The organism is Bacillus sp. 16GRE42 (assembly GCF_019837435.1).
Taxonomy (GTDB): domain Bacteria; phylum Bacillota; class Bacilli; order Bacillales; family Bacillaceae_G; genus Bacillus_A; species Bacillus_A wiedmannii.
In genome coordinates, this window is sequence record NZ_JADAXF010000003.1 from 141,758 (window position 1) to 157,186 (window position 15,429).

General features: G+C 34.2%; 16 protein-coding genes and 1 pseudogene. 15 read left to right on the forward strand and 2 right to left on the reverse strand.

Annotated features, from left to right (window positions below):
• Positions 1 to 37: 37 nt before the first annotated feature.
• The gene (locus ILS93_RS17375; protein ID WP_000982936.1) at positions 38 to 799 is read right to left on the reverse strand and encodes a DODA-type extradiol aromatic ring-opening family dioxygenase; all 762 of its coding nucleotides are present in this window, start codon (positions 797 to 799) and stop codon (positions 38 to 40) included.
• A gap of 204 nt (positions 800 to 1,003) precedes the next feature.
• Here ILS93_RS17375 and ILS93_RS17380 point away from each other — a divergent pair, with 204 nt between their 5' ends.
• The 13 genes and pseudogenes from ILS93_RS17380 to ILS93_RS17440 form a co-directional block, all read left to right on the forward strand.
• Entirely contained in the window at positions 1,004 to 1,927 is a 924-nt protein-coding gene (locus ILS93_RS17380; protein ID WP_001102603.1) for an alpha/beta hydrolase, read from the forward strand.
• Positions 1,928 to 1,982: 55 nt separating this feature from the next.
• Positions 1,983 to 2,588: a pentapeptide repeat-containing protein gene (locus ILS93_RS17385; protein WP_048561151.1), complete on the forward strand. Its 606-nt coding sequence runs from the start codon at positions 1,983 to 1,985 to the stop codon at positions 2,586 to 2,588.
• Between the two features lie 81 nt (positions 2,589 to 2,669).
• On the forward strand, positions 2,670 to 3,314 hold the full coding sequence (locus ILS93_RS17390) for a LytTR family DNA-binding domain-containing protein (protein ID WP_000389704.1): 645 nt from the start codon (positions 2,670 to 2,672) through the stop codon (positions 3,312 to 3,314).
• Between the two features lie 127 nt (positions 3,315 to 3,441).
• Entirely contained in the window at positions 3,442 to 4,956 is a 1,515-nt protein-coding gene (scpC, locus tag ILS93_RS17395; protein ID WP_064476424.1) for a succinyl-CoA:acetate CoA-transferase ScpC, read from the forward strand.
• A gap of 230 nt (positions 4,957 to 5,186) precedes the next feature.
• Positions 5,187 to 5,630: a GNAT family N-acetyltransferase gene (locus ILS93_RS17400; RefSeq protein ID WP_064476423.1), complete on the forward strand. Its 444-nt coding sequence runs from the start codon at positions 5,187 to 5,189 to the stop codon at positions 5,628 to 5,630.
• 27 nt (positions 5,631 to 5,657) lie between these two features.
• Positions 5,658 to 6,017, forward strand: coding sequence for a YunG family protein (locus ILS93_RS17405; protein WP_064476422.1), 360 nt, complete (start codon positions 5,658 to 5,660; stop codon positions 6,015 to 6,017).
• Positions 6,018 to 6,070: 53 nt separating this feature from the next.
• The gene (locus tag ILS93_RS17410; RefSeq protein ID WP_141669141.1) at positions 6,071 to 7,396 is read left to right on the forward strand and encodes a bifunctional S-methyl-5'-thioadenosine deaminase/S-adenosylhomocysteine deaminase; all 1,326 of its coding nucleotides are present in this window, start codon (positions 6,071 to 6,073) and stop codon (positions 7,394 to 7,396) included.
• 154 nt (positions 7,397 to 7,550) lie between these two features.
• Positions 7,551 to 9,179 (forward strand): peptide ABC transporter substrate-binding protein, encoded by a 1,629-nt coding sequence (locus ILS93_RS17415; RefSeq protein WP_064476420.1) that lies wholly within the window; start codon positions 7,551 to 7,553, stop codon positions 9,177 to 9,179.
• A gap of 441 nt (positions 9,180 to 9,620) precedes the next feature.
• Positions 9,621 to 9,830 carry a hypothetical protein gene (locus ILS93_RS17420; protein WP_000726954.1) on the forward strand — a complete coding sequence of 70 codons (210 nt, stop codon included), beginning with the start codon at positions 9,621 to 9,623 and terminating at the stop codon, positions 9,828 to 9,830.
• Between the two features lie 59 nt (positions 9,831 to 9,889).
• Positions 9,890 to 10,270: a BA_1872 family lipoprotein gene (locus ILS93_RS17425; RefSeq protein ID WP_000771817.1), complete on the forward strand. Its 381-nt coding sequence runs from the start codon at positions 9,890 to 9,892 to the stop codon at positions 10,268 to 10,270.
• 45 nt (positions 10,271 to 10,315) lie between these two features.
• Positions 10,316 to 10,546: a hypothetical protein gene (locus tag ILS93_RS17430; protein WP_064476418.1), complete on the forward strand. Its 231-nt coding sequence runs from the start codon at positions 10,316 to 10,318 to the stop codon at positions 10,544 to 10,546.
• A 51-nt stretch (positions 10,547 to 10,597) separates the two neighbouring features.
• Entirely contained in the window at positions 10,598 to 12,643 is a 2,046-nt protein-coding gene (locus ILS93_RS17435) for a class I SAM-dependent methyltransferase (RefSeq protein WP_222660988.1), read from the forward strand.
• A 27-nt stretch (positions 12,644 to 12,670) separates the two neighbouring features.
• Positions 12,671 to 12,817: pseudogene (locus tag ILS93_RS17440) on the forward strand (radical SAM/SPASM domain-containing protein); the annotation flags it as partial.
• Between the two features lie 166 nt (positions 12,818 to 12,983).
• Here the strand turns inward: ILS93_RS17440 and ILS93_RS17445 are convergent.
• Positions 12,984 to 13,508 (reverse strand): GNAT family N-acetyltransferase, encoded by a 525-nt coding sequence (locus ILS93_RS17445; RefSeq protein WP_064476416.1) that lies wholly within the window; start codon positions 13,506 to 13,508, stop codon positions 12,984 to 12,986.
• 142 nt (positions 13,509 to 13,650) lie between these two features.
• On the opposite strand from ILS93_RS17445, the gene ILS93_RS17450 reads away from it, so the two are divergent.
• Positions 13,651 to 14,349, forward strand: a complete 699-nt coding sequence (locus ILS93_RS17450) for a response regulator transcription factor (RefSeq protein WP_064476415.1) — start codon at positions 13,651 to 13,653, stop codon at positions 14,347 to 14,349.
• On the forward strand, positions 14,339 to 15,406 hold the full coding sequence (locus ILS93_RS17455; protein ID WP_064476414.1) for a sensor histidine kinase: 1,068 nt from the start codon (positions 14,339 to 14,341) through the stop codon (positions 15,404 to 15,406). Before ILS93_RS17450 ends, ILS93_RS17455 begins: the two co-directional genes overlap by 11 nt.
• The last annotated feature ends 23 nt before the right edge of the window (positions 15,407 to 15,429 follow it).

Genomic DNA, 15,429 nt, shown 5'->3' on the forward strand with positions numbered 1-15,429 from the left:
GAAAAAGGATGAAGCAACGATTGCTTCATCCTTTTCTTTAAAATTGGAGACAAAGATAGCTTAATGTACCAAGCTCGTAACTACGGTGAATGACTTCACCGTTATTATCGCCACTTCCCATAGCGATAAATAAAGGAACAAAATGCTCTGCTCTTGGTACTGCTAGTTGTGCATGAGGGGCATTTTTCTCCCAATTAAATAATGCATCTTTATCAGTAGTCTGCATATGTTTAATAATCCAATCATCAAATTCAATTGCCCATTGTTCGGGTGTCGTTTGATTCCATTTTAAAGCTCGTAAATTATGAACGGTAACACCGCTCCCGATTACTAAAATATCTTCTTGCCCAAGTCCTTTTAGTGCTTCTCCAATTTCAAATTGTTCTTTTGCAGGAAGGAATGGATTGACTGATATTTGGACGACAGGAATATTTGCTTCTGGATACATGCGGTGCAAGAGTGTCCATGAGCCATGATCTAAACCTCTCGTCATATTATGATGGACTGGAATACCTTTGTTTTTAAATTTTGTTTCTAACATAGATGCAATGTTAGAAGAGCCTTTCGCACGATATTTAATTTCATATAACTCAGGAGGAAAACCTCCAAAATCATAAATTGTTTCATATTCGTTATCTGATGAGGAAATCGTTAATACTTCACTTTCCCAGTGAGCAGTAAAAATAACAATTGCTTTCGGTTTATATGTTTCTCCAAGTGTTTTTAAAAAACTTGTATATTCTGTATCTTGAATAGCAAGCATCGGTGATCCGTGTGCTAAAAATAATGATGGCATCATAATAGAAACCTCCCAAAAATATAATAATTACTTTATGTAAGTTACTATATAATTTTATTTTAAATTCGTCAACATAATAGTTATAGAGCTAATTGGAAAAGTGCAGTATTTGTCATAATGAAAGCAATTGCATATAATACATAATAAGAATAATGAATGGATATTCATTTTTTGATATACATAATAGAGTTGGGGGCTGACGAAATGAACGTACAGGAAAGTTTCGTTACGGCATTGGATGGATCGGAAATTTATTTACGTAAGTGGCTACCAGAAAGAGATCCGCGAGGGATTATTCAAATTGCACATGGTATGACAGAACATGCAGGTGTTTATACAGACTTTATTGCTGCTTTATTAGAAGCAGGGTATGGTGTTTATGCGCATGATCATAAAGGTCATGGGAAAACAGTGAAAAGAGAAGAAGATTATGGTCATTTTGAACCAAATGTAGGTTGGAATGAGGCTGTGTCTGATGTTATTTTTGTATCAGAAACGATAAGAAAAGAGCAGACATGCCCGTTGTTTTTACTTGGACATAGTATGGGTTCTTTTTTATCAAGACGTGCTGTACAACTTAAAGGTGGATTATATGATGGATTCCTTATTTCAGGAACTGGTGGGAACCCGGGATTCTTAGGAGTCATTGGTCATAAAGTAGCGACAATCGAGATGAAACTACGCGGGGCAAAAACGAAAAGTCCGATGCTAAACTTTTTATCTTTCGGAAATTTCAATTCGCACTTTAAACCAAATCGTACGAAATTTGATTGGTTATCTTCAGATAATAATCAAGTTGATAAATATATTGCGGATCCTTTATGTGGATTTATTTGTACAACAAGTTTTTATCGTGAATTATTTTCTGGGGTATTAGAAGTAAATAAACTAGAAGAGTTTAAGAAAACACCGAAAAACCTTCCAATACATATTTTTTCAGGAAATCGTGATCCTGTTGGGGATATGGGGAAAGGTGTAAAAGAAGTATATGAAAATTATAAAAAATGTGGCGTGAAAGATGTAACATTGCGTCTATATGAAAATGGAAGACATGAAATGTTCCATGAAGTAAATCGAGATGAAGTATTTCAAGATTTGATTTCTTGGTTAGATGGACATATTGTATGAGAAGAAACCTCACTTTTTTCAAGTGAGGTTTCTTTAAGGAGACGGAGGAATAGTTATGAGTGAATTTGTAAATAAAGAGTATATAGAAATAGATTTTCAAGATGTTTTGATTAAAGAAGAGGAATTGAAAAATTGTACTTTCATAAAATGCCGTTTTAGAGGGATAGATGCATCGGAAGTTTCTACTGAAAATTGTAATTTTATAGAATGTGATTTTACCGGTGCTCTATTTAACGCTTCTATCCATCAAGGAACTACATTTGCGAATTGTAAGTTTGTTGGTGTGAATTTATTCGTATCGAAGTTTGAAGAATGTAAAATGACTGGCTCTGATTTTGAAGAAGCGAATTTAGATGGAATAACTATAATATCGGGCGATTGGTCATATACGAATTTAAGGTTCGCGAACTTAAGTAAACAAATGTTAAAGGGTATACGTTTAATTGAAGCTGACCTATATGAATGTAATTTAGAAAAAGCAGATTTACGTGAAGCAGATTTAACAGGTGCACAATTAGGTAAGGCGAAACTTAGTGGTGCAGATTTAAAAGGGGCGGTAGTTGATAGAATTGATTTTACAAGTTTTGATTTAAAAAATGTGAAATTAGATATAGCGCAGGCAGTTGCAGTAGCAAGATGTTATGGGGCTAAGGTGAACTAAATAATCTGTAAAACCGTTCAAATTGCTGAACGGTTTTATAAATCATAATAGTAGTATAATAGTAAATGAGGTGTTAATAATATGGAAGATAAAACATTAGGTATACTACTAGATGTTGTTGGGGAATTATTTTCAGATGAAATATCAATCGCCGTTTCAAATACGAAAGAATATATTTACTATCGACCAAGCAAACGAATTGATTTAAAGATTAGCACCGGAGATCCTATTAAGGAAGGGACGATTGCTCATAAAGCAATGATAACGAAGCAAAAAGCCTCTGAGTTTATTAACCGAGATGTTTTCGGTATTCCTTATCATGGAATGGCCGTACCTTTTTCAAATAATGGCAAGATTGAAGGTTGCGTGACGGCAATTTATCCCGCTTTAACGGATGGTAAGTCGGTCGTTACTTTAAAAACAACAGACGGCTGGGTTCCAGTTCCTTTCTCAAAGGTCATGTATTTAGAAGCTAAAGATAAAAAGACGTATGTGAATTCAGAAGAGTTAACAGGAACACATAAGTACTCGCTACAAGAATTCGAATACTTGCTGCCGAAAGATTCTTTTATTAGATGTCACCGTTCTTTTATTGTAAATGTTAATCATATTAAAGCGATTTACCCTGATACGCATTCTACTTTTTTACTTTCTATGGATAACGGAGAGAGGGTACCAGTGAGTCAATCATATGCTAGCTATTTTCGTAAGCTTCTAGGATTCTAAATGTTTCTGCTTTAGAACCTAGATTCGCTGTTTTATCTGAATTTTCGGCATTGTGTAAGAAAATTCCTATTTTGATACTGTTAATGTGTAAAATAATTATGAATATTCATTAAGAGAGGGATTACATATGGAGAATAATTTAGATAGAATTAGGGATCAACGTTTAAAAGATCGAGTAGTTACACCTGAAGAAGCAGCTTCATGGATTGAAAGTGGAATGACTTTAGGTTTAAGTGGATTTACACGCGCTGGGGATGTAAAAGCAGTCCCATTTGCACTTGTAAACCGAGTGAAGAATGATAAATCTTTTAAAGTGAATGTTTATACAGGGGCTTCCTTAGGTTCGGATGTAGATAAATTATTTGCTGAGGCAGGAATTTTAGGGAAAAGATTGCCCTTCCAAGCTGATGCGACTATGCGAAAAGGAATTAATAACGGAGACTTTTTATTTGTGGATCAGCACTTATCTCATACAGCAGAGTTACTCCGTGCTGACGTTATGGATATAGATGTCGCTATTTTGGAAGCGGTTGCGATTACTGAAGATGGCATGATTATTCCAACCACTTCAATTGGAAATTCCTTAGCATTCTCCTTACATGCTAAGTCCATTATTATTGAAATGAATATGGCTCAATCTACGCAACTAGAGGGGCTACATGATTTATATGAACCAGGTAAACAAGGGGAAAGACTCCCAATTCCGCTCGTAAAAACGGATGATCGAATTGGAACAATCGGTATTCCGATTGATGCTGAAAAAGTGAAGGGAATTGTGTTTACGAATCAACTGGATTCGCCATCGACAATTGTTCCTCCAGATGAAGAAACTGTCATTATGGCACAGCATTTAATAGAGTTCCTTCGAGAAGAGGTTAAAGTAGGTCGATTAACAAATCGTTTAGCGCCGTTACAATCTGGAATTGGTTCAGTTGCTAATGCAGTATTGCACGGTATGCTAGATTCGGAGTTTGAAAATTTAGAAGTGTATTCTGAAGTTTTACAGGATGCGGTCTTTGATCTAATGGATGCTGGGAAAGTCAATTTTGCTTCCTGCTGCTCCATCACGCTTTCTGAAGAGAAAATGCAACAAGTATTTTCTAACTTTGAAAAATATCGTGATAAATTAATGATGCGCCCGCAAGAGATTTCTAATCATCCTGAAATCATTCGTCGCCTTGGATTAATCTCGATTAATACTGCTTTAGAATTAGATATATACGGAAATGTTAATTCTACTCACGTTTTAGGTACAAAAATGATGAACGGTATTGGTGGTTCTGGCGATTTTGCAAGAAATGCGCGTTTAGCTATCTTTGTTACTAAATCGATTGCAAAAGGCGGCAACATTTCAAGTATCGTTCCTTTCGTTTCGCATGTAGACCATACGGAACACGATGTAGATGTTATCGTCACTGAACAAGGGTATGCGGACTTAAGAGGACTAGCGCCAAGAGAAAGAGTGGAACTAATTATTGAGAATTGCGTACATCCAATGTATCGTGACCAGCTAAGAGCTTATTTCGAAGAAGCACAAACAAGAGGTGGACAAACCCCTCATGTTTTAGAAAAAGCTTTTTCTTGGCATACGAATTATGCTAAAAATGGAACAATGCTTGAAGCAGTAGTAGAAAATATATAGTTATGTAGTATAAAAATAGTAAAACAAATGACTCTCAATATAATATGCCATAAAGGTTAAAAGAAAAAGAACGTCAATTTTCAGGAATGGCGTTCTTTTTCTTTTCAAAAATTGTTACCTATAATAAAGATTTATAAAAGTAATCTCTTATTTACGGAAATAAGAGGTTTTTTAAATTACTTTTCGAATCATTTTAAGAGTTTATATATTGAATGTGAGGAGAAAGAATCATGAAGATAAGAAAAGCGTTATTAAGTGAAGTAAATGAATTAAGTGAACTCGCACTACATTCAAAAGCAACGTGGAACTATAGCGAAGAATTCATACTTGCTTGTAAGGAAGATTTAACAATTACCGATGAGTACATAAAAAATAATTTTGTATATGTTTTAGAAAACGATAATACGATGATTGGATTTTTTTCATTTTTACGTAATGAAAATGCTCTCGATTTCCTATACATTCATCCTCGTTACAAAGGGAAAGGGTACGGGAAAATACTTTGGGAGTATGTAATAGAAAAAGCAAATGAACTAGGAATAAAAAGTTTTACAATTGATAGTGATCCGAATGCAAAAGGGTTTTACTTGAAGATGGGAGCAAAGTTAATCGGGGAAACACCATCAACGGTTTTTAAGGAGCGATTACTGCCTCTTTTGAAATATGATGTGTAAAACAATTAATAGTAGGAGAAGCTGAAAATGGATCATATAAAGAGAAAAAGAATATATGAAGCACTAATAAAATCGTGGTCGATTGAAACGAGTTCAAAGTGGACAAGTGAAAATCCAGCAAAGGGACAGTGTGGTGTAACGGCTTTAGTCATTCAAGATATATGCGGAGGGCAAATCAAGAAGACAAAAATAGGAGAGGTGTGGCACTTTTATAACTGTATAGATGGGAAGAGGCTTGATTTTACAGGGGCTCAATTCAATAGAGAAATGGATTATATGGATGAGAAATCAAATCGGGAAGAAGCATTTGCGGATACAAATGAAAAACAATATAGCATTTTGAAGGAAAAGATAATGAAAGAATTCAAATTATCTTTTGACTCTTAATCTTTAATAAGTTACTATAATGGTGGTAACTTATTAAAGGGAACTTCATAGAGTTGAAAGGGGAAATACTTTTGAAAACAACTTATGTAAACGCTACAATCGTAACGATGAATGAACAAAACGAAGTGATAGAAAATGGATATATCATTGTAGAAAATGATCAAATTATAGATGTAAAGAGCGGAGAATTCGCTAATGATTTTGAAGTAGATGAAGTAATTGATATGAAAGGAAAGTGGGTTTTACCAGGGCTTGTAAATACACATACACACGTTGTAATGAGTCTCTTAAGAGGTATTGGCGATGATATGTTATTACAACCATGGCTGGAGACGAGAATTTGGCCACTTGAAAGTCAGTTTACGCCAGAGCTTGCGGTTGCTAGTACGGAATTAGGATTACTTGAAATGGTGAAAAGTGGTACAACATCATTCTCTGATATGTTTAATCCAATTGGAGTAGATCAAGATGCAATTATGGAAACGGTATCAAAGAGTGGGATGCGAGCTGCTGTTTCAAGAACTTTATTTAGCTTCGGAAAGAAGGACGATGAGAAGAAAGCGATTGAAGAAGCTGAAAAATATGTGAAGCGTTACTATAACGAAAGTGGTATGTTAACTACGATGGTTGCGCCGCATAGTCCATATACATGTTCTACAGAACTGTTAGAAGAGTGTGCTCGTATTGCAGTAGAAAATCAAACGATGGTTCATATTCATCTTTCGGAAACAGAGCGTGAAGTACGTGATATTGAAACACAGTACGGAAAACGTCCAGTAGAATATGCAGCAAGTTGCGGTTTATTTAAACGCCCAACAGTTATTGCACACGGTGTAGTATTAAATGAAAATGAGCGTGCATTTTTAGCAGAACATGATGTTCGAGTAGCTCATAACCCGAATAGTAATTTAAAACTAGGTTCTGGTATAGCGAATGTAAAAGCGATGCTAGAAGCAGGAGTGAAAGTAGGAATTGCAACAGATAGTGTGGCATCTAATAACAATTTAGATATGTTTGAAGAAATGCGTATAGCGACTTTACTACAAAAAGGTATTCATCAAGATGCAACAGCATTACCAGTTGAAACGGCTCTTACACTTGCGACTAAAGGAGCTGCTGAAGTAATCGGCATGAAACAAACAGGATCACTTGAGGTTGGAAAGTGTGCCGATTTTATTACGATTGATCCGTCTAATAAGCCGCATTTACAACCAGCAGATGAAGTGTTATCACACCTTGTATATGCCGCTAGTGGAAAAGATATAAGCGATGTAATTATTAACGGAAAACGTGTCGTTTGGAATGGTGAATGTAAAACGTTAGATGAAGAGCGTATTATATTTGAAGCGAGTCGTTATAAACGAGGTTTACAAAGATAGGTAATTATATGTAGTTGAAAAAGCTATCCTTTTTTAAAAGGATAGCTTTTTTCTTGAACGAATAAATATTCAAAAGAATGTCGCATCTTTCTGTTCATATTTCTGCTATAATATATAACGCTTTATAATATTTTATACTTAAGGAGAACAATTCATGAAGCAAAAAAAGAGCCATTTAATGGTAATGGCACTTGTTACAACTTTATTATTAACAGCTTGTAATAATAAAGCGAATAAAAGTGATGCAGAAGCTAAAAAACAAGTGTTAAATGTAACAGTATCAGAAGAAATTCCTTCTCTTGATACTGCGAAAACGATGGATGGTACATCAGCGCACGTTATGCAAAACATATTTGAAGGTTTGTATGTATTAGATGATCAAGATCAGCCTATTCCAGCGGTAGCAAAATCGTTTAAAAGAAGTAAAGATGGTAAAAAATATACATTTGATTTGCGTAAAGATGCAAAATGGTCAAATGGAGACAGTGTGACAGCAAATGATTTTATGTTTGCGTGGAAACGTGCAATTAAACCTGAAACAGCATCTCAATATGCGTACATGCTCTTTCATGTGAAAAATGCGAAAGAAATTAATAAAGGAACAATGCCTCTTGATACACTTGGGGTTAAAGCAATAAATGATTATACGTTAGAAGTGGAACTCGAACAGCCAATTCCGTATTTTTTACAGTTGTTAGCACTGCCGATTTACTTACCACAGCATGAATCATTTTTGAAAGAACAAGGAAAGAATTATGCATTGGAACCTAGTAATCTCATATATAACGGGCCATTTGTATTAGAGAAGTGGAAGCATGAACAAGAGTTTCAATTAAAGAAGAATGCTACATATTGGGATCAAAAGAAAGTGAAATTAGACGAAATAAACTTTCAAATTGTAAAAGATACAATGACGGTTGTTAATTTATACGAAGCTGGTGATTTGGATCGAGTGCCTATTAATTCTCAATTTGTAGACAAGTATAAGGGAAGTAAGGACTTACATATGTCGAGCGATTCAGGAATTGCTATGCTACGTTTTAATGAAAAAAATAGTGCGTTAGCAAATAAAAAGGTGCGTCAATCTATTTCATTCGCGTTAAATAAAGAAGATTTCGTTGCTCACTTTATTAATAACGGGGCAAAACCTGCAAGCGAACTTGTACCGGCTGGTCATATAAATGAAGAGACTGGCAAAGATTTTAGAAAAGAAAACGGAGATCTTTCTTCATATGATTTGCAAAATGCGAAAAAGATTTGGGAAGAATCGAAAAAAGAGCTTGGAGTAGAACAAGTAAACCTAGAGTTTTTAACGTTTGAACAAGATAATGCAAAACGTATAGCAGAATATATAAAAGGTGACTTAGAAAAGAATTTGCAAGGATTAACGATACAAATTAAACAACAGCCATTTAAGCAAAAATTACAGTTAGAACAAACAGGAGATTACGATATATCTATGGCAAATTGGGGACCGGATTATAAAGACCCAATTAGTTATTTAGAACTCTTTACGACGGATAATCAGAATAACAAAATGAATTATTCTAACCTTCACTACGATGAATTAATAAAGAAAGCGAAAAGCGATTTTGTACTAGATCAAAAGAAAAGATGGGAAGCATTGCAAGAGGCCGAGCGTATTCTGCTAGAGGATGCTGCAGTTGCACCGCTTTATCAAATGGGATCAGCCTACGTACAAAAGGATTATGTAAAAGGAATTGAGAAGCATCAATTTGGTGGTGTTTATACGTATAAGAATGCTTATATCGCTAATGAATAAATACAAAAAACCTTACTTTTTAAAAAGTAAGGTTTTTTTAAAGAGTACATGGAATAAGGGAATACAGTACAAATCAGCATAAAAACAATCTCTTGTTGTAACTATGTTTGTTTTTAATTATATAAAAAATATTAAATTATATATTTTGTCATTGATATACTTAAAAGGTAAATGAGGTATTAAGATGAATCGATAGCGATGTTTGTGTATAATTATTTGAGTATTATAAAAATAAGGGAGCTTAAGTATTTGAATTGAACGGGCTTTTTCTATATGAATTAATTGGTATGTATAATACTTGGGGATATTAATTTGGGAATCTAGGGGGATCCTTTGAAGCTAGAAAAAGCAGAGTCAAATTCCATGTACCATTAGGTCCTGATGTAGGTTTATGGGATTTGGTTTAGAAGTTAATGTTAAGGAATAAAGGGGATAATTAGTATGAAAAAGAAAATAAAAAGATTTAAATATTTTATGGTTGTATTAGCCTGTATTGCAATTTTGGGTACAATTTTACCTAATGCATTAGATCCAAATGAAACATTAGCAGGTAACATCTCAGTTGCAGTTTTTGGTACAATGGGTACTTGTTTATTATTTTCTATTACTTATTTTATTATAAAAACAGTTATTTTAAGAGGTGGGAAATAAGATGGTACAAAATTTAGAGTTAGAAATTTAATTCATATACATAAAAAAGGAGAATTTCTATGAAATTACTACGTTTATTTATGATTCTCACTCTTGTTGTATTGTTAAGCGCATGCAATACAGCAACACAAGTCACAAAGGTTCAAAAAAATGGCGAAACGACTTTAAAAATTGGTTCGTTGCAAGGGTATTACGATGTGCAAACGATTAAAGCTGAAAAAGGAAATGTGGAAATTCCTTATGAAGCAGCCGTTGAAGAAGGTACGATTTTATTGCAAGTTACAAAAGGTGATAAGGTTATTTATGAAGAAGAAGTCACTTCTCAACAAGAAGGTCTGCTTTCTTTTGAAGCGCCAAAATCCGGATCATATGATTTAATTGTACGAGTGAAGGGTGAAAAAGAGAAAGCAAAAGAAATTCAAATACATACTAAGCTATGAAAAAATGGCAAGTGGAGTGCACCCGCTTGCCGTTTCTATTTTCGGTTGATTCTATCACAACAAATGTTTATTAATGTAAGAAATGCTTCGCTGCGTCCTGCTGTTTATTCCGCCGAAATTCCTGATGAAGTTAAAATAAGAGATGAACAAAAGAATGTGTTACAAACTTGGCATGTTAGAAACGAAATTGATAACTCTCTTTTACATGATAAAAAGACTCGGTTTGATGCATTTGTATTTGAAAGAGATATAGATGGTAAAGGGGGCATAAGGTGATAATCTTTTTAGAGAAGATATCCCAGACCATACTACTGAAATTGATTATATATGGGGGTAAATAAGGTGAAAAATATTGAGATTCTAAATAAATACATTGAAGGGTTTTCTAATATTCTCCCTACGTGGTTAAAGTATCTAATCGAGGCAGAGGAGATACATCAAAACTATGAGAATGTACAAGTACTTGGTGAATTAAAAACAGATGCGGTGTTGTACTATGTACACCGTACGCTGCAAGTGTTAGATGGATTGTCTTTAGATGAAGAAGCGTATCGCATTATTGAAAAAGTACTAACGTATAGTGAGCTTGCAAAGGTAGGCTCTTTAAAACAGCGAGAGAAATGGAAGAAGAACGGAATCAATCTATTGGTACATAACGAGGGTTCTGCTGATATCTTTAGTGATATTCAGTTTATCGAATATATAGAGACAAACTTAAACTCTACTGAGTATTTGTTTGTTCGAGATTTAATTAGAACACATGGATTAATCGGGCAGTATATCCGCGGAGAGGCTCGTTTGAACTCTCATATTGATTTAATTGACACATATAAAGAAGAATACGGAGACGTTAGGTTAAAGGAGATTCTATACTATCTTAATCAATGTATTATTGAAGGTGTATCAAAATCTTTGTGGAGCGAAGTAAAGAACGATGTGAAGATTACAATTGATGGGCTATTTGATGGTTATGTGGAGCCATTTACTTCTCGTGTACATAGACTCACGCCAAAACATAAGGAGTCAGTATTTGAAAAAGATATAATTATGGGGAGCGAGAAGAGAAACGTTCAAACATTTTTATCTGATAAGGATTTGTGGTATGTAGAACCGTCTATGCATGCCCTTAGCTTCGAGGATATTTGGACAGTTTTTGTTATGTTAAAGAACGAGATAGGAACTAGAAAGGTTCAACATATCCATTTCGAGAAATTGATGCAGCAGTTGCACTATGATTTCAAAGGTGAGAAGAAGGACAATGTGTATCGTAAGCGGGTTATTGAGAAGTATCTACGGGAGTACCGTGAGAACGAGAAGCCGGATACAACACATGTTTCTTTTGAGATTAAAGTCGATGAAGATATGAAGACTGCGTATGTGTCGTTTCAGTTTTCTGCTGTAGGTGAGGCGTTAATCATCTTCTGTGTAGAGGCAGAAAAGATAGATATGATGCATGCTCGAGCAAATGTACTGCTCTTTGATTTCTTCGGGTTACGAAAGGACGCATATGATAGATTCCATAACGAAGAAGTGTATTTGGAACATATGAATAGTTCGGCTGATGATAAACGAATTATTCTTGATTATATAAAGGGAGATACGGTTGTAGATGTTGGAGCTGGTGGTGGTGTTATGCTAGACATGATTGAAGAAGAGACCGAAAATAAACGAATCTACGGTATCGATATTTCCAAAAACGTGATTGATACGTTGAAAAAGAAGAAACAGGACGAAGGTCGTTCTTGGGACGTCATTAAAGGGGATGCAATCAACTTAGGTAGTTCGTTTGATAAAGAATCGGTTGATACGATTGTATATTCTTCTATCCTTCATGAACTGTTCTCTTATATCGAGTATGAAGGGAAGAAATTCAATCATGAAGTAATTAAAAAGGGGTTACAGAGTGCTTACGAGGTGATAAAGCCAGGAGGTCGTATTATCATTCGTGATGGCATCATGACTGAAGATAAAATGTTAATGCGTGTGATTCATTTTAAAGATGCAGGTGGAATGAAGTTCTTAGAGCAGTATGTCCGTGAATTTAAGGGGCGTATAATCCAGTATGAGGTACTTGCAGACAATACAGTCAAAATGCCTGTTAACGATGCGATGGAGTTCTTATATACGTATACATGGGGTGAGGATTCCTTTGTTCACGAGGTGCAAGAGCAGTTTGGAATCTTTACGCCAAACGACTATAAGGATTTCGTAAAGGGTATCTTTGGAGATAAAGTAAACATCGTTCAAGCTATGAACTATTTACAGGATGGATATACACAACATCTTAGCGAGAAAATCGATTTTAAAGATGAGTCTGGGAATGCGGTTGTGCTACCGGATAGTACGTTCTTTATGGTTTTAGAAAAGAGGTAATGATATTGAAAACTTATAAAAAGTTTAGTTTGTGGGTTTCGATATGTTTGTGGAGGATCTCGTTCTAAATCATATGCAATGACGGGAGATTACATGGAAAGCGAACCTTTCTGTGTATACATTCCAAAAGCATTGCGAAAACAGAAAAAGAACGTAAAAAAGGGACATGAGTAAGAATATGCTCATGCCCTTTGTTTAGATTATATAATTTATTGTACTTCGCATCAGTCGTATGATGATCTAAGAAATGAAAAACGCTCGGTTTCCCATCTTTCGTTAAAAATCCACTATCTTGATTCATTATGCTGAAACGAGTTTTTACGTATAATTTCTATTAAACTCATTTTAATAAAGAATAATAATTTGTATCATATGGGATATCATCTTGATACATATAATTTTTTAGAACGCCTTCTTTTTCAAATCCTAATTTTAATAGCACTTTATTGGAAGCCTCATTTTCAAGAAAGACAATTGCCCCAATCCGCTTTAAGTGAAGTGTGTGGAAACCGTATGATATAACGTCAGAAACAGCTTCCGTCGCATATCCTTTTCCCCAGTGTTCAGGGAGAAAGGCATAACTTATATTAGCTCGTTTATGCTCAGAAGACCAATCGTGAAAACCAATGGTACCAATGAGTTCTTTCTTGCCTTTTAATTCAATTCCCCACTTTATACCACTTCTTGCATTGTAACTCAGCTTAAAGTTATGAATGACTTGTTTCACATGATCAACATTTTGTAATGGTTTTTGGCCATAATAGCGCAGTACGTCAGTATTAGAAAAGCATTGTAGTATACTCGGTGCATCTTCTTCGGTAAGTTCTCGTAAAATGAGTCGGTCGGTTTTTAATATAGGAAACATACTTTCACTCCATTTCTTCTGAAACTAGAATGTGTTGTTATTATATAATTTAGTCTGAAAATAAAGATTATTCAAGAGGGAAGTATGGTTTTAATTTGTGATAAAATTGATTGTGGAATATATTTCAAAAAGAGGTTTGTATATGGAGAAAAACTCAATTTTAATTGTAGATGATGATCAAGATATTGTTCGATTTGTTAACGCGAATTTAATGCAAGAAGGTTTTAAAGTTTTTAGTGCTCATAACGGAGAAGAGGCTTTAAAAATAATAAATAATAACAGTATTCAACTTGCTATTTTGGATATTATGATGCCACATATGGATGGGATAGAATTGTGTAGAAGGATTAGAGAGAAACATAGTTTACCAATTATGTTTTTAAGCGCGAAATCATCGGATGTAGATAAAGTAATTGGGTTTAGTACTGGGGCAGATGATTATATTGTGAAGCCGTTCAGTACAATTGAATTTATAGCGAGAGTGAAAGCTCAATTAAGAAGGTATACATATTTCAATCAAAATGCTGCCCAAGTAATAGAAATGAAAATAAACATTAGAGGGTTAGAAATCGATGAAGTGTCGAGAACAGTAATGTTATATGGAGAAACAATCAATCTTACGAAAACTGAATATGATATTTTGTACTTAATGGCCGCTGCAAAGAATCGTGTGTTCACTATTGAAGAAATATATGAGAGCGTTTGGAAAGAAAGAGCCTATGAAAGTAATAATACAGTAATGGTTCATATTGCAAGATTAAGAAATAAAATTGAAGCGAATCCAAAAGAGCCGAAGTTTATTCAAAATGTTTGGGGAGTCGGATATAAAATTGAAGATTAAATCATTACAAGGCATTAGAGCTAAGTTTTTTATCGCATTCATATGTAGCATTTTGTTAGCAACTGTAAGTATAATAGCGTTTCAAATTGTAGTTGGAAATATATATAGTCATATTACTGGATTAGAGGAAAAATATTCATTGTTATATTTAATAGCTTTTTTAACTTTTACTACAATATACTTTGCATTCATGACAAAAACAATGATGAAAAGGTTATCTGAAATAAATAAGAACGTGAAAGAAATAAGTAATGGTAATTTAGAAATACATATACCTATTTCAAAAAATGACGAGATTGGTGAATTAGCAGCGAATGTTAATAGAATGGCTAAAAGTTTAAAAGAGTCTATCGAAAATGAAAAAAAATCGCAGGAAATGAAAACTGAAATGATTAGTAATATTTCTCATGACTTACGAACACCTGTAACATCTATAATCGGTTACGCGGACCTGTTAGGAAATCAGCTTCATTCAAATGGAGAAGAATGTGAACAGTATGTAAGTATATTAAAGCGAAAAAGTTATGAATTGAAAAATCAAGTAGATGATTTATTAGAATATTGTCAAATAAATTATAGGGAGATTGAATTAAATAAAAGTGTAGTAAATATGAAAGCGTTCATTGAACAAATCATGATTGATTTTGTACCATTACTAGATGATGCCGATATGAGCTTTTATATTAACGGTGATAAGGAGTTACATGTGGAAGTGGATGTAGCGCTTATGGTGAGGCTGTTCGAAAATGTAATTAATAATAGTATTATGTACGGGAAAGACGGAAAACAGATTTTGATTCAAATTTCTAAAAGAAACATGAATGTTGAAATAGAAATTGAAAATTTTGGACAATGCATTCCGAATGAGAACCTTCCTTACGTTTTTGAGAAGTTTTATCGTGGTGAAAAATCACGTAGCTCTCATACGGGTGGAAAAGGAATGGGACTTGCAATTGCGAGAAGTATAGGGGAACTTCATAAAGGAGATATCACTGTACGTAGTAACGATAAAGAAACGGTTTTCACTATCGTTTTACCGCAGTATAAAGAAATGTAAGAAAGTCGTAAGTATTTCTTTTG

Coding starts and splice junctions, on each gene's coding strand:
- ILS93_RS17380 (WP_001102603.1), top strand. CDS start 1,004: ATGAACGTACAGGAAAGTTTCGTTACGGCATTGGATGGATCGGAAATT.
- ILS93_RS17445 (WP_064476416.1), bottom strand. CDS start 13,508: ATGTTTCCTATATTAAAAACCGACCGACTCATTTTACGAGAACTTACC.
- ILS93_RS17390 (WP_000389704.1), top strand. CDS start 2,670: ATGGAAGATAAAACATTAGGTATACTACTAGATGTTGTTGGGGAATTA.
- ILS93_RS17385 (WP_048561151.1), top strand. CDS start 1,983: ATGAGTGAATTTGTAAATAAAGAGTATATAGAAATAGATTTTCAAGAT.
- ILS93_RS17425 (WP_000771817.1), top strand. CDS start 9,890: ATGAAATTACTACGTTTATTTATGATTCTCACTCTTGTTGTATTGTTA.
- ILS93_RS17450 (WP_064476415.1), top strand. CDS start 13,651: ATGGAGAAAAACTCAATTTTAATTGTAGATGATGATCAAGATATTGTT.
- ILS93_RS17420 (WP_000726954.1), top strand. CDS start 9,621: ATGAAAAAGAAAATAAAAAGATTTAAATATTTTATGGTTGTATTAGCC.
- ILS93_RS17375 (WP_000982936.1), bottom strand. CDS start 799: ATGATGCCATCATTATTTTTAGCACACGGATCACCGATGCTTGCTATT.
- ILS93_RS17400 (WP_064476423.1), top strand. CDS start 5,187: ATGAAGATAAGAAAAGCGTTATTAAGTGAAGTAAATGAATTAAGTGAA.
- scpC (WP_064476424.1), top strand. CDS start 3,442: ATGGAGAATAATTTAGATAGAATTAGGGATCAACGTTTAAAAGATCGA.
- ILS93_RS17405 (WP_064476422.1), top strand. CDS start 5,658: ATGGATCATATAAAGAGAAAAAGAATATATGAAGCACTAATAAAATCG.
- ILS93_RS17435 (WP_222660988.1), top strand. CDS start 10,598: ATGGGGGTAAATAAGGTGAAAAATATTGAGATTCTAAATAAATACATT.
- ILS93_RS17415 (WP_064476420.1), top strand. CDS start 7,551: ATGAAGCAAAAAAAGAGCCATTTAATGGTAATGGCACTTGTTACAACT.